Origin of the sequence: Nostoc sp. DedSLP04 (assembly GCF_034530775.1) — a bacterium.
Taxonomy (GTDB): Bacteria; Cyanobacteriota; Cyanobacteriia; order Cyanobacteriales; family Nostocaceae; genus Nostoc.
In genome coordinates, this window is the sequence record NZ_JAVRCL010000023.1 from 94,004 (window position 1) to 108,327 (window position 14,324).

Consider the following 14,324-nt stretch of genomic DNA (forward strand, 5'->3'; position numbering starts at 1 on the left):
ATCAAAGACTCATTCACGAGTATCAAAGACTCATTCACGAGTATCAAAGACTCATTCACGAGTATCAAAGACTCATCCCCTATTCTCATTGCCCAATGCCCAATGCCCAATTTCCCATAATTACAATAATGACAACTGTTCATTAGGCGGTGTAAAGCCCAAATGCTTGTATGCTGCCTTAGTCGCCATCCTGCCGCGATGAGTCCGAGTTAAATACCCAATCTGCATCAGGTAAGGTTCGTACACCTCTTCAATTGTTTGGGTATCTTCACCCGTGGCTGCTGCCATTGTTTCTAACCCCACTGGCCCGCCATTAAATTGTTCAATTATTACACTCAGCATTTGGCGGTCTGTCCAATCTAAACCGCAAGGATCTACTTGGAATAGTTGCAATGCTTCAGATGCAATGCTTTCATCAATATCCCCAGATTCTTTTACTTCCGCATAATCACGCACACGCTTTAGTAATCTATTAGCAATACGTGGTGTTCCGCGCGAACGACGGGCAATTTCTGTGGCTCCATCTTCTGTAATAGGGGTTTTGAGTAATTGAGCGGTTCGCAGTACAATTTGAGTCAGTTCGTCAACTTCGTAAAATCGGAGTTTTTGAATCAAACCGAAGCGATCGCGCAGTGGTGAAGTTAAAGCACCAACACGGGTTGTAGCCCCTACTAGAGTAAACTTTGATAGCGGCAAACTTCTAATCCGAGCGCTGGAACCCTTACCAATAGTAATATCTAAGCGATAATCTTCCATCGCTGGATAGAGAATTTCCTCTGTCATCCGCGAGAGGCGATGAATTTCATCTACAAATAAGATATCTCCAGGCTTGAGGTTCACCAGTAGCCCAACAATATCTCGTGGACGTTCTAGGGCTGGCGCACTGGTAATTTTGTAATTTACCCCCATTTCCGATGCTAAAATCATTGCCATTGTGGTTTTGCCCAATCCCGGCGGCCCATACAGCAGCAAGTGATCCAACACCTCACCACGAGACTTAGCTGCTTTAATGGCAATATCTAGCACATCCTTTAAATCTTTTTGCCCAATGTAATCAGCAAAGCGGTGTGGTCGAATACCTTCTTCTTGCTGTTCTTGCTCATCAATAGCAGCTTCAGGCTGCAAAATATTTTCTGTGGATGGTGCTTTCGCCGACTCTCGACGCTGCTTTGGTTCGCCGTTGGGTTCTGGAGGCTGTTTTTTCGATGAGATTATCGCCATAATTCAGCTATCTATGTTTAAGGGACTGGGGACTGGGGACTGGGGACTGGGGACTGGGGATTGGGAACTGGGGACTGGGAACTGGGGACTGGGAACTGGGGACTGGGAACTGGGGACTGGGAACTGGGAACTGGGGAAGGGAATAGGTTACAGGTTATAGGGTACAGATTATTCATCTATAACCTGTCACCTGTCACCTCTTTCCTAATTCCAATGCCTCATTCCTCATACTTGTGAAAATTTTCGTTTGAGAATACCCGCGCCAATTTAAAATTTAAATTCCGGCTAATTACCCAGAAGTACAAAAGTTATTATGTTATCTAAAAGAATCTTACCGTGCTTAGATGTGAAGGCGGGACGGGTTGTAAAAGGAGTTAACTTTGTTAATCTCCAAGATGCAGGCGATCCGGTAGAGCTGGCCAAGGTTTACAACGAAGCCGGTGCTGATGAGTTAGTATTTCTGGATATTACAGCTACTCATGAAGACCGAGCTACAATTTTAGATGTGGTCTACCGCACTGCTGAACAGGTCTTTATTCCATTGACTGTAGGTGGTGGCATTCAATCCTTAGAAAATGTTAAAGCTTTGTTACGGGCGGGCGCAGATAAGGTTAGTATTAATTCTGCGGCAGTGCGGGAACCAGACTTGATTAATCGGGCAAGCGATCGCTTTGGTAATCAGTGCATAGTTGTTGCTATTGATGCCAGACGCAGAAATAACCCGGAGAATCCAGGTTGGGATGTGTATGTGCGGGGTGGCAGAGAAAATACAGGCTTAGATGCCCTATTGTGGGCACAGGAAGTTGAAAAACGGGGGGCCGGAGAACTGCTAGTCACAAGTATGGATGCTGATGGAACCCAAGCTGGGTATGACATTGAGATTACACGGGCGATTGCCAATGCTGTAGAAATTCCAGTTATTGCTTCTGGTGGTGCAGGTAATTGTGAACATATCTACACTGCCCTTACTGAAGGCAAGGCTGAAGCCGCATTACTCGCGTCACTCTTACATTACGGGCAATTAAGCGTAGCAGAAATTAAAAGTTACTTGCGCGATCGCAACGTGCCAGTCAGAACATTCTGCTGATCCACCATTACTCATTTAATGACATCTATCTAAGGTTAGACACACTTCCTGAAAAGGGTGTTAATATTATTTTACAAGTATTAACAAATATTAAGAAATATGTTGCTTCCTATTTTACTTTTTGATGTCGCCCTAGTAGCGTGGTCGCTGCACTTAATGGAAAAAGCCTACGAGAGTAAAGAATTTTCTCTAATGTTAGCTGGTACCTTAGTTGCTCTGGCTGCTGCTGCCATGTTAGTAGTTTACTTTTTGATGGGGCATTGTATGACCTATTTGTTGCAAGTATCCTAGAGAGTGCTGACTGCTAGAGGGGATATTTAAAATTTAGTTTCCAGAAAGCTTGACAGAGTAATAATAACTAAGCAATTATATATAGCTGATTTTAAGAGGATGTTTTAAAAGTATCCGAAAGTATAATTTTTGCCTTCTGGAATAGGTAAGTGCAAGGATAAATATAGCTGACCAAACCTAATTTATACATCACTTTTTGAGTTTTACTTTCTGGAGTAATTCATCTTTAATCCGGTTAAGAATTGAAGTCTCATCCAAATTTGTCAAAATTCGATTAATCACTGCTTTCGGGCCATCAGGCCCCCAAGTTGCGCCATTGGCTAAATAAACTTTGGTAACTTGTCCAATACCGTAAGAAGAAACACCAGCTACTCCTCCTTGGGTAATCGCCACCGATATATAAGGGCCTAGCGCAATACCACCCGTAGCTGTTGCAGAAATTCCAAGTAAAGTTTTTAATCCACTCAAGCCTAAATTTGCTAACAATTCACTAGCACCGATACCGCCCATACTCAGGGCGATTTTTTGTAGCAACTGTACAGCCCCAGCTTCGGTCATAGAGAAGCCATAGAGTTTAGATAAACCCAAAATCAGAGCAATATCAATTACCACACTACTGAGAATATCTACCACAGTTAGAGGATTGAGTGCGATCGCTAATGCCTTAGTCATCACAGCTTTCCAAATCAACTGATTGGCATTCTGTTCCCGAATCATCAGTTTTCTCTCAACCAATTGCTCATTTACAATGTCGGCATAAAGCATGGTATTAAGGGCAACCAAGGCTTTACCTTCACGATGCAGAATTTCCAATATTTTCAGCTTCAGTTCCTCGACTTGGGCATTCCCTGTACGCAACTGTATGCCCCTCGTACCATCAGGGCGACGAATTGCCGTCTTCACCAATGGCGATGCCGCAGCCATAACTATTTCTAAAGGTGTGAGTAATTCCCGCACCCTTTCATCCCGGATTTTGTGATAAATTGCCATCCGGTCTGCTTCTGGATACTGGTCTACTTTGTTAAACACCAAAACAATTGGTTTACCTGCTTCCCGCAACTGAGAAAGGGCTATGTATTCCAGTTTTGTCATATCGCCAGAGATCACAAACAGAATCAAATCTGCTTGTTTTGCAATCTGTTCAGCTAAGGCGGCACGAGTTGCACCATCTACTTCATCTAACCCAGGAGTATCAATTAATTCCACTTGTGATTGACCTACACCAGGAAGAGTCACACGCAAAGCACGTTCAGTTTCCCCAATCATCTCCTCGCTAATACTCCAATTAACTGTTTGTGCAGTACGGGTGACACCGTGCAGCGGCCCAGTTTCAAATACCGTTTGCCCAACCAAAGCATTTAGTAGCGAAGACTTACCACGTCCCACCATGCCAAAAGCCGCAATCTGCACCACCATGCGGTCTAACTTCCCTAGCATAATTTCCAAATCAGCAATTTCTGCCTCCAATCCGGTTTTTTCCTGGGGAGTAAGATCGAGATTGGCTACCAAGTTTCGCAACGCTGTTTGTGCTTGTTTATAGTTCAGTTCCGTCTGAATGTCTTCAAAACTGAAAATAGCACTATCCAATTCTTCCTCCCAGCTGAGAGGATTTGCGTCAGTGTTAGCGGAATCGCTTTGATGAGGTTCAGGCACGGGCAATGTCGAAGTCATATTAATTTTAGATTTTAGATTTTAGATTTTAAATTTTAGATTTTAAATTTTAGATACAGTTCATTTACTATCCTAGTTATTTTTATGAGGGGTTTGGCTGGACGATGCAGACAAAGGAGACAAGGGCCAAGGGGAATAAATATGCCCAATGCCCAATGACCAATGACCAATGACCAATGACTAATTACTAATGGCTAACAAAACGTCATAAACTGAAAAATGCATCTAATATAACGCGTTAGGATCTTGACTAAATTACCTGTGCGGAAAATCGTTATTGCCGGCAACTGGAAAATGTTCAAAACCCAGGCAGAAACCCAAGAGTTTTTACAAGGATTTCTGCCTCATTTAGAGGAAACCCCCCAAGGGCGAGAAGTGATATTATGTCCTCCTTTCACTGATTTAAACGTTTTGTCCAAGACTTTGCACGGTAGCCTCGTCCAACTGGGGGCACAAAATATCCATTGGGAAGAATATGGAGCCTATACGGGTGAGATTTCTGGCCCAATGCTGGCAGAAAGTGGTGTGCGCTTTGTGATTGTCGGTCATAGCGAACGACGGCAATATTTTGGAGAAACGGACGCCACCGTTAATCTGCGCCTCCGAACTGCTCAAAGGTTTGGTTTGACTCCAATTCTTTGTGTTGGCGAAAGTAAACAACAACGAGATGCGGGAGAAACTGAATCACTGATTGCTCTCCAACTCGACAAAGGCTTGGTAGATATCGATCAAGATAATTTGGTGATTGCTTACGAACCGATTTGGGCGATTGGCACTGGCGACACTTGTGAAGTAGAGGAAGCTAATCGAATAATTGGCTTAATTCGTAGCCAGTTGACTAATCCGAATGTATCAATTCAATATGGCGGCTCAGTCAAGCCGAATAATATTGATGAGATTATGGCTCAACCAGAAATTGATGGTGTCCTCGTGGGAGGAGCAAGTCTAGAACCTGAGAGTTTCGCTCGGATTGTGAATTTTAAATCAGTGTGATGTGCTTTTTTCTCGTTCCCATGCAGAGCATGGGAATGCCTAATTATAAGAAGAATTTAGAACTTAGGAGCGGAGCCGGAGACGCTCTGCCTCCGGTCAGAATTCTGAATTGAATTTTGTACGGCTGTTTTTAAAGAAAAATGTTCCAGATATTAAGTATTCAGAAGTTGGAAATCTTTATTTCCCATCCACGTACTTAGCCTAATGGATGTTGCATACGAATGAGAACCGCTATATATATATTCCAAGACCAGATCAAATTTAAGTTCATCTATGATCGCAAAGCCTTGGGATGCTCAACTTGCTTACTGGCTAATTAAACCTCTAAAAGACAGTTGGGTAAATCCCAATCATCTTACTACAGTGCGACTTTTGACAGGGTTGGCGGCGGCTGTCGCCCTCGCTGTTGGTAATATCATTTGGGTTAACATTGGGGCATGGCTATTTGCTTTATCTAACTTTCTCGATCATACAGACGGTGAATTAGCTCGTTTGAGTGGGAAAAGTAGCAAATGGGGACATCAATATGACCTTGCTAGTGACGCTATCATCCATATTCTATTGTTTATGTGTATGGGATATGGTCTTAGAGAGGGAAAATTTGGTTGGTGGGCGTTAGTGATGGGGATAGTATCTGGGGTGTCTGTTGCTTGCATCTTTCATTTGCGAAACCAAATGGAACAACGTTTAGGTAAAGACGCCAGCCGTCAACCAAATTTCGCCGGCTTTGACATTGAAGACGTGCTGTATTTGTTTCCTATAGTTCCCTTACTGAATGGACTAGAGCCGTTACTAATAGCAGCGACAATTGGCGCGCCAACCTTTGCGGTATGGGTAATTTGGCAATTTTGGACACTCCCGCAGCCAGAATCAAACTAGATAAGGAAGCAGTGAGAGAATAAATAATTATCAATGAACATCAATGGAGCTTCAAACTGAAATTGATAAAGCTATAGCAGCCGTTGATTACCAGAAACTTCAAGCTGAGTTTCAAGCTCAAAATGAATTTTTGGTGGTTGAAAACTTTCTCCCTAACTCCATCATTGAGCAATTTTTAACGCTGTTGCCATCTTTGCAACCTGCCATCAACCGCAACTATATTCCCAATCATAAAAAGGGCGGTAGTATCAGCCGCTATAGCTTAGATAGCCTTGCTCCGATTTTCGGAGAGTTTTATCAACTCAGTGCCTTTTTCAAGTTCCTGAACAAAATTACAGCAGAAAAACTCCTTCCCTGTCCTGATTCCGATCCCCATACTTACGCGCTGTACTATTATACTGAGCCTGGAGACCATATCCAGTATCATTACGATACTTCTTACTATCGCGGAAAACGCTATACAGTGTTGCTTGGTTTGGTTGATAATTCATCCAGTAAACTGGAATATCAACTCTACAAAGATATTCCAGAACGGGAAACTCAAACGCGATCGCTCTCCATAACCCCTGGTACTCTAGTATTATTCAATGGTGACAAACTTTACCACAGAGTTACTCCTTTGGGTGACAATGAACAGCGCATTGTCTTGACTTTGGAGTACGTCACCGACACCCGTATGGGTATGCTAAAACGTTTTGTCTCAAATATGAAAGATGCGATCGCCTATTTTGGTTTTCGCCAAGTGTTTCGCTCTTAGCACTACCATTTTCCCTTCTGCCTCACTTCGACTACGCTCAGTGACCACCTGCCTCCTACCTCCTGCCTACTCTATGTTAAGAATTAATTAACAAATATTGTCTTGAGCAAAAAACAGTCATTATAAAATACTGGGAAAATTTCCAGATTTACTGGTGTCTAAGCTACTGTTGGTGATTTGACGATGAAGGCAATTATCTTAGCTGCTGGCGTTGGACGACGCTTAGGTAAAGACGGGCAAATCCAACCCAAATGCTTACTGAAGTTTAACGGCAAATCTCTATTAGAGCGGCATTTTAACAATCTCCGTCATTACCAAATTGATGAAGTAGTGATTGCTGTGGGTTATCAAGCAGAAAAAATTCAGGATGAAATCAAAGCATTAGGAGCCGAAAGTTGGGTCAGTACAATTTATAATCCTGACTACACCAAAGGCAGTGTAATCAGCCTTTGGACTGTACGTCAGCATTTAGTTGCTGGCGATGACATATTATTAATGGATGCAGATGTATTGTGCGATCGCCGCATCATCGAACGATTGGTAAAGACAAATATCCCCAACAGCTTTTTATTAGATCGGGATTTTGAACCGGGAGATGAACCCGTAAAGCTTTGTGTTAGAGATAATTATCTCGTGGAATTTCGTAAACAACTAGCTCCTGGTTTAGCTTATGATTTTGCGGGTGAGTCAGTAGGATTCTTTCGTTTTGAAAGTGCTGTTGCTCGCCGTCTTGCGATTCGCACAGAGCAATATGTTGCAGACGGACGCGATAATGAACCTTATGAAGAAGTAATTCGGGATCTGCTCTTAGAAACTCCAGAAACATTTGGCTACGAAGACATCACTGGTTTACCTTGGCTCGAAATCGATTTTCCCCAGGATATTCAACGCGCCCAAAACGAGATTTTACCTCAGATAGAAGTCGCAGAACATGTCTGAAAATATCTTCATTTATAGCGGTTTTGGTTTGGATGCATTACAGTTTGACCTCTCTCCAAACCTCTCTCCTAAAAGGAGAGAGGCTTTGAATTCTTACCCCCTTCCCTTGTAGGGAAGGGGCTGGGGGTTAGGTCTGTATTCCATGTAATTGAGAATCGCAATATTATATAGGTTGAGAAAAGCAGAATAAATGCATCAAATATTTGCACCCAATGATACCTCTGCAAAATTAAATAAATGTGCCCAATTACGGTTATTACTAGAATCGCCTCAACTCGACTTCATTATGGAAGCTCACAATGGGATTAGCGCCCGGATTGTGGAAGAGGCTGGATTTAAAGGAATTTGGGCGAGTGGATTAGCTCTTTCTGCTCAATATGGCGTTCGAGATAATAATGAAGCCAGTTGGACTCAAGTTGTAGAAATGCTTGAGTTTATGTCTGATGTCACCAGCATTCCCATTTTGTTAGACGGTGATACAGGTTATGGCAACTTTAATAATATGCGTCGCCTGGTTAAGAAGTTAGAACAGCGAGGAATTGCTGGAGTCTGTATTGAAGATAAGCTTTTTCCCAAAACCAACAGCTTTATCAATGGTAGTCGCCAACCTTTAGCTGATATTGATGAATTCTGCGGCAAAATTAAGGCGGGTAAAGATAGTCAGACAGATGCAGATTTTTGCATCGTCGCCCGACTCGAAGCTTTGATCGCCGGCTGGGATCTTTCGGAGGCATTGCGCCGAGGTGAAGCTTACCACGCCGCAGGAGCAAACGCGATTTTGATTCACAGTAAATCATCGCGCCCCGATCAAGTGCTAGCCTTTGCTAAAGAATGGGCGGGTCGTTCTCCGTTAGTGTTTATACCGACTAAATATTACAGCACGCCTACTGATGTTTTTCGCAAAGCTGAAGTTAATTTGGTCATCTGGGCAAACCATCTGATTCGATCTGCTGTTGCTAGTATGCAAGCGATCGCCCGCGAAGTGAAAGCCAGCGAAACTTTAATCAACATTGAAGATGATATTGCTCCTGTAAAAGAAATCTTTCGGCTACAAGGGGCGGATGAACTCCAAGAAGCTGAAAAACGCTACTTTAACAACGGACGACAAAATACCCAAGCGATCGTTTTGGCTGCTAGCAGAGGCCAAGAATTAGCCGGATTGACGCAAGATAAACCAAAAGTGATGTTACCCCTTGGAGGTAAACCCCTGCTCAGACTTTTGGTGGACAAATTTAAAAAACTTGCCATCAACGATATTACCGTTGTCGCCGGTTACAAAGCAGAAACGATTAATGTTCCGGGGACTAAAGTCATCCGCAACCCAGATTATGAAACAACGGGAGAATTAGCATCCTTAGCCGTAGCTCAAGCTAGTTTTGGCGAAGAAATGTTGGTGCTTTATGGCGATTTACTATTTAGAAGCTACATCCTGCGAGATTTATTAGAATGTCCTGGAGAAATTGTGGCTGTAGTTGATTCTGTAGCCAACAACAAGTCTGTTAGCGGTTCACCTGATTACGCCTATTGTTCAATTCCAGACGATCTTTCTCTGTTTGGACAGGATGTCAACCTGTTGAACGTTTCTAAAACGACACAAACGCAATTAGGAAAGTCTAGCGGACGCTGGATTGGGATGTTGCGTTTGCGGAGTCAAGGTAGACAATGGGTTAATGAAGCACTCAATGAGTTGCAAAAACGACCGGAATTTAACAGTCTGGGTTTGCCAGAATTATGCAATTATTTAATCGAGCAAGGCAAACCGATCAAGGTGCTTTATATTCGCGGTAACTGGTTAGATGTTAATTCTTTGGACGATCTTGACCTTGCTTTTCAATTGAAACAATAGAAATGGGGCATGGGGCATGGGGCATTGGGCATTGTGAGGTCGGAGTTTTGAGTGCAAAGGCTGAAGTTTTGAGTTCAAAGGCTGAAGTTCCGAGTTCAAAGGCTGAGGTTCCGACTTCAAAGGTCGAAGTTTCGAGTTCAGAAGTCGGAGTTTCGAGTTCAGAAGTCGGAGTTTCGAGTTCAGAGGTCGAAGTTCCGAGTTCAAAGGTCGAAATTCCGAGTTCAAAGGTCGAAATTCCGAGTTCAGAGGTCGAGGTTCCGAGTTCAAAGGCTGAAGTTCCGAGTTCAGAGGTCGAACTAATAATCTTTCCTCCCCACTCCCAACTTCCCACTCCCCATTTCAATCGTTTAAATACCTGAAAATAGCTGTAAATTTATAATTATGATTCAGGCAGAAGAATTTGTAGAAGCTGCGCGTAATCTTGGCTTTGGGTGGTACACTGGCGTACCCTGTTCTTTTCTCACGCCTTTTATTAACTACGTCATCAATGACGTTCAACTTAAATATATCTCCGCAGCCAATGAGGGAGATGCAGTAGCGATCGCAGCTGGAGCCGCAATTGCTGGAAAACCTGCTGTGGTGATGATGCAAAACTCTGGTTTGGGGAATGCAGTTAACCCGCTAACCTCCCTCACTTATATCTTTCGGATTCCACTGCTGCTGATTTGTACTTTAAGAGGCGATCGCCTATTGCAAGATGAACCGCAACATCAATTAATGGGGCAAATCACAGAGAAATTGCTGCAAACAATGACTATACCTTGGGAATATTTTCCCACAGATGCAGCACAAATAGAACCCGTTCTACAAAGAGCCACAGCTTATATGCAACAAGAGCGCTGTCCTTATGCTTTAATTATGCGTAAAGGAGCGATCGCCCCCCATGCACTCACTCGTTCTTCTATCCCCGAACGAGAAAATAGTCATAGCGCTCATATTCAGCAAAGCTTTTTTCGGGATAACAAAGAACAACGCGTTTCTCGCAACGAAGCATTAGCTCGGATTGTGGAACTTACCGAGCCAGAAAACACTGTAATAATTGCCACCACCGGATACACGGGACGGGAACTCTTCGCCAGTAAAGACAGCGCCAATCATCTTTATATGGTCGGCTCGATGGGCTGCGCTTCCTCAATGGGATTGGGATTATCCTTAGCGCGGAAAGACCTGAAGGTAATAGTAATTGATGGTGATGGGGCAGCATTAATGCGAATGGGTAATTTTGCGACCATCGGCACTTATGGCGGTGCTAACTTGACCCATATTCTGTTAGATAATGAAGTCCACGATTCCACAGGCGCACAAGCCACTGTTTCGGCGGGTATTTCCTTTGCCAAGATTGCAGAAGCGTGCGGTTACGGCGTGACATTAGCCGGAGATGACCCTTCGATTTTAGATGCCTTATTTACCGCAGATAGCGACACTAGACCTAAATTCGCTCATTTAAAAATCCGTCCCGGAACTCTAGAAAAGCTACCCAGACCCAACATCACCCCAGAAGCAGTTTTACAACGCTTCATGAAACACATTGGTAATTCGTAATTCGTAATTCGTAATTCGTAATTAATAAATTCAAAGTACAAACTCTTTATTTATTAATGACCAATGACAAATGACAAATGACAAATGACAAAATGATTTTACTAAATCCCGGCCCCGTTAATTTGAGCGATCGCGTCAGAAATGCCCTGTTGCGTCCTGATTTGTGTCACCGTGAAGTGGAATTTTCGCAACTTCAAACCAGAATCCGCGAACAGCTACTTCAAGTTTATGGGCTTGGAAAAGATCGTTGGGCAGCAGTTCTCCTGACCGGTTCTGGAACCGCCGCGATGGAAGCAATGATTAGTAGTTTAGTACCCACAAACGGAAAATTACTAGTCATTGAAAACGGTGTATATGGCGAACGACTTTCCAAAATCGCCAAAATCCACAGCATTAATTACATCACACTTTCCCATCCTTGGGATGCCGAAATAGATATCAAAGCTTTAGTCAAACTCCTAGATGAAAACACCGACATCACCCACCTTGCTGTTGTCCATCACGAAACTACTACCGGCCGCTTAAATAATTTGGCAGAACTTGCGCCAATTTGCCAAGAACGCCGTATCAAATTATTAGTAGATGCAGTCAGCAGCTTTGGTGGTGAAGAAATAAATTTTACAGATTGGGGAATCACTGCTTGCGCTGCGACAGCGAATAAATGTCTGCATGGTGTCCCTGGAACGTCCTTTGTTATTCTGCGACGGGATGCACTGCCGTCAGTAAACACGATCCCCCGCACCTTATATTTAGATTTAGCAACTTATTACCAGCAGCAAGAACGAGGCGGCACACCTTTTACGCAATCAGTACAGACATTTTATGCTTTAACAGAAGCTTTGCAAGAAATGGCAGAAGCAGGAGGTTGGCGTGCTAGACACAACCATTACAACCAACTTGCCAGTTTAGTCAGAGACGGGTTAGCCTCAATCGGAATTAAACCCCTACTTCCTCTTGGCAGTTCATCCGTTGTCTTGAATGCCTACTACTTACCAGACGGTTTCAGCTATGAAGAATTTCACGACCAACTGAAAGCACGAGAGTATATCATTTATTCTGGACAGGGAAATTTAGCTCAATCAATTTTTCGAGTCTCGACTATGGGAGCTATTACCCAAGCCGACATGGAACGCTTTGTTGGCGTTGTTAAGGAAATTATTCGGTAAACTGACTTGAAGCGTAAGTTTTACCCCACCCTAACCCTCCCCTTGTAGAGGGGAGGGAACCGGATTTTTCTTGTTTCCCCCCTTTACAAGGGGGGATTAAGGGGGGTAATTCGACTTGTGTGTAAACCAGAGAGGTTATTCTCCCTACTCCCCATTCCTTAAATACTGTGCGATCGCATTTACCAGTGGGAATCATAACAAACAGATTTACCACAGTAAATAACCAATGGCTTACCAAAATATTACAGGCTCCCTTTCCCCAGCAGATATTCAAGAAATTAAAGCAGCGTTTGCGACTATCCAAGCGAAGATGCCTTTTCTCGTAACCCTGAGTGTAGAAGAACGACGCAAGTTATTTAAGATGGGCGATAAAAGCCTAGCTTTCGTCAATACCAGCCTGACTGCGGCCCAGTCTAACCGAGATATTCTCCCAGCCAGCTTTGATGTAGATGAATTTGTGCGGGATTATCAATTAGCAATCACACTTACTGAGCTTTTGATTGGATTGCGACAACTGACAGAACAAGTAGATGATACCTTAATGGCTGTCGGTAGCGAAGCAATGGGTAGCAGCTTGACAGTTTATGATTACGTCAAGACAGCTGCTAAGAAAACTCCAGGGTTAAAAAGTCTTGCCGAACAGTTAGGCGATCGTTTTAAGGCTATTAAAAGTAAACCTGCTAAAGCTGCTTCTGGTTCATAGGCTTTAAACCTCGCGGGAGAGTCTTTAGGGATTTCCAACCAATAAATTATTCAATCTTGTGGGGCGGGCATCTTGCCCGCCTTTAGCTATGGGCGGGCGAGACGCCCACTTCACAAGAATTATTTGAGTCCTTTTTTATTTGAAAGTTCTTTAATACTCGCGGGAGAGTCTTTGATACTCGTGAGCGAGTGTTTGATACTCGTGCGAGAGTGTTTGATACTCGTGGACGAGTCTTTTATACTCGTGAGCGAGTCTTTGATCCTCGTGGACGAGTCTTTTATACTCGCGCGAGAGTCTTTTATACTCGCGCGAGAGTCTTTTATACTCGTGGACGAGTGTTTGATACTCGCGGGCGAGTCTTTGATCCTCGTGGACGAGTCTTTTATACTCGCGCGAGAGTCTTTTATACTCGTGGACGAGTGTTTGATACTCGTGGACGAGTGTTTGATACTCGCGGGCGAGTCTTTTATACTCGTGAGCGAGTCTTTTATACTTGTAAATGCAGATCGTCTACTACTTGTTGATACCAAATTGCATTCTCAATCAGGAATTACGGATTGCAAGGTTGTTATTATACTCATAATCGCGTCTAATCTGCCACCTTGCTCCAAACATGGTAACAACTCCCCGCCACCGCAGCAAGCCTTCTCGCTTTATTCTTTATGCTTTAGTTTTCATCCTTTCTTTCCTCCTTTGTCTACCTTGGGTTAGCGCCAAAGAAACCCCCAAACCCAAACCCCAAGATTGGCAGATTAACGGTATAGTAGCAGCCCTTGACGACAGCTACGACCGAGTGAAGCAATATGCTTTTGACAAATTAGCTGCATATGAGCTAAAAGACTTGAAAACCGTAGTTAAGAAACCGGAGAAAATTGTACAGAAAGTTGCCAACATCCTCAAGGATGAAAAGGTTAAGTCATATGTTCGTGGCAGTGCGACAGAGGCATTAAGCAACTTCGGGCAGGCGGCGGCTCAATACATTCCTGACATCTTCAACTTTCTCAAGGATGAAAAGGTTATTTCAGATGTTCGTCGCAGTGCGGCAGTGGCATTAGGCAACTTCGGGCAAGCGGCAGCGAGATACATCCCTGACATCCTCAACATCCTCAAGGATGAAAAGGTTGACAAGTATGTTCGTAGCAGTGCGGCAGTGGCATTGAGCAACTTCAGGCAGGCGGCAGCGAGATACATCCCTGACATCCTCAACATCCTCAAGGATGAAAAGGTTG

At 43.6% G+C, this 14,324-nt stretch carries 14 protein-coding genes; 11 read left to right on the plus strand and 3 right to left on the minus strand.

All coding sequences use genetic code 11. The annotated features are described in order from the left end of the window. Window positions 1-120 precede the first annotated feature (120 nt). Window positions 121-1,221: a Holliday junction branch migration DNA helicase RuvB gene (ruvB, locus tag RMX89_RS15485; protein WP_322689523.1), complete on the minus strand. Its 1,101-nt coding sequence runs from the start codon at window positions 1,219-1,221 to the stop codon at window positions 121-123. Between the two features lie 313 nt (window positions 1,222-1,534). On the opposite strand from ruvB, the gene hisF reads away from it, so the two are divergent. Both hisF and RMX89_RS15495 read left to right on the plus strand, forming a co-directional pair. Beyond that, window positions 1,535-2,308 carry an imidazole glycerol phosphate synthase subunit HisF gene (hisF, locus tag RMX89_RS15490; RefSeq protein WP_322675124.1) on the plus strand — a complete coding sequence of 258 codons (774 nt, stop codon included), beginning with the start codon at window positions 1,535-1,537 and terminating at the stop codon, window positions 2,306-2,308. Between the two features lie 99 nt (window positions 2,309-2,407). Next, on the plus strand, window positions 2,408-2,599 hold the full coding sequence (locus RMX89_RS15495) for a hypothetical protein (protein ID WP_094348875.1): 192 nt from the start codon (window positions 2,408-2,410) through the stop codon (window positions 2,597-2,599). A gap of 189 nt (window positions 2,600-2,788) precedes the next feature. Here the strand turns inward: RMX89_RS15495 and RMX89_RS15500 are convergent, their stop codons facing one another. Next, on the minus strand, window positions 2,789-4,270 hold the full coding sequence (locus tag RMX89_RS15500; RefSeq protein ID WP_322689524.1) for a GTP-binding protein: 1,482 nt from the start codon (window positions 4,268-4,270) through the stop codon (window positions 2,789-2,791). A gap of 261 nt (window positions 4,271-4,531) precedes the next feature. On the opposite strand from RMX89_RS15500, the gene tpiA reads away from it, so the two are divergent. From tpiA to aepX, 5 genes are all read left to right on the plus strand, one after another. Next, window positions 4,532-5,263: a triose-phosphate isomerase gene (tpiA, locus tag RMX89_RS15505; RefSeq protein WP_322689533.1), complete on the plus strand. Its 732-nt coding sequence runs from the start codon at window positions 4,532-4,534 to the stop codon at window positions 5,261-5,263. Between the two features lie 273 nt (window positions 5,264-5,536). Next, complete coding sequence (locus RMX89_RS15510) at window positions 5,537-6,142, plus strand: CDP-alcohol phosphatidyltransferase family protein (RefSeq protein ID WP_322689525.1); 606 nt, start codon at window positions 5,537-5,539, stop codon at window positions 6,140-6,142. A gap of 43 nt (window positions 6,143-6,185) precedes the next feature. Then, entirely contained in the window at window positions 6,186-6,899 is a 714-nt protein-coding gene (locus RMX89_RS15515) for a 2OG-Fe(II) oxygenase (RefSeq protein WP_322689526.1), read from the plus strand. Between the two features lie 183 nt (window positions 6,900-7,082). After that, entirely contained in the window at window positions 7,083-7,838 is a 756-nt protein-coding gene (locus tag RMX89_RS15520) for a phosphocholine cytidylyltransferase family protein (RefSeq protein ID WP_322689527.1), read from the plus strand. 190 nt (window positions 7,839-8,028) lie between these two features. Next, window positions 8,029-9,684 (plus strand): phosphoenolpyruvate mutase, encoded by a 1,656-nt coding sequence (gene aepX, locus RMX89_RS15525; protein WP_322689528.1) that lies wholly within the window; start codon window positions 8,029-8,031, stop codon window positions 9,682-9,684. Here aepX and RMX89_RS15530 read toward each other — a convergent pair. Next, entirely contained in the window at window positions 9,638-10,015 is a 378-nt protein-coding gene (locus RMX89_RS15530) for a hypothetical protein (RefSeq protein WP_322689529.1), read from the minus strand. The two genes, aepX and RMX89_RS15530, sit on opposite strands and share 47 nt — an antisense overlap. Before the next feature lie 50 nt (window positions 10,016-10,065). Here RMX89_RS15530 and aepY point away from each other — a divergent pair, with 50 nt between their 5' ends. From aepY to RMX89_RS15550, 4 genes are all read left to right on the plus strand, one after another. Continuing rightward, window positions 10,066-11,226: a phosphonopyruvate decarboxylase gene (aepY, locus tag RMX89_RS15535; protein WP_322689530.1), complete on the plus strand. Its 1,161-nt coding sequence runs from the start codon at window positions 10,066-10,068 to the stop codon at window positions 11,224-11,226. Between the two features lie 77 nt (window positions 11,227-11,303). Further along, entirely contained in the window at window positions 11,304-12,392 is a 1,089-nt protein-coding gene (locus RMX89_RS15540; RefSeq protein WP_322689531.1) for a 2-aminoethylphosphonate aminotransferase, read from the plus strand. A 226-nt stretch (window positions 12,393-12,618) separates the two neighbouring features. Beyond that, window positions 12,619-13,095, plus strand: coding sequence for a hypothetical protein (locus tag RMX89_RS15545; protein ID WP_322639115.1), 477 nt, complete (start codon window positions 12,619-12,621; stop codon window positions 13,093-13,095). 613 nt (window positions 13,096-13,708) lie between these two features. Beyond that, window positions 13,709-14,324: HEAT repeat domain-containing protein (locus RMX89_RS15550; protein ID WP_416211984.1), on the plus strand; the 616-nt coding region annotated here is incomplete at its 3' end.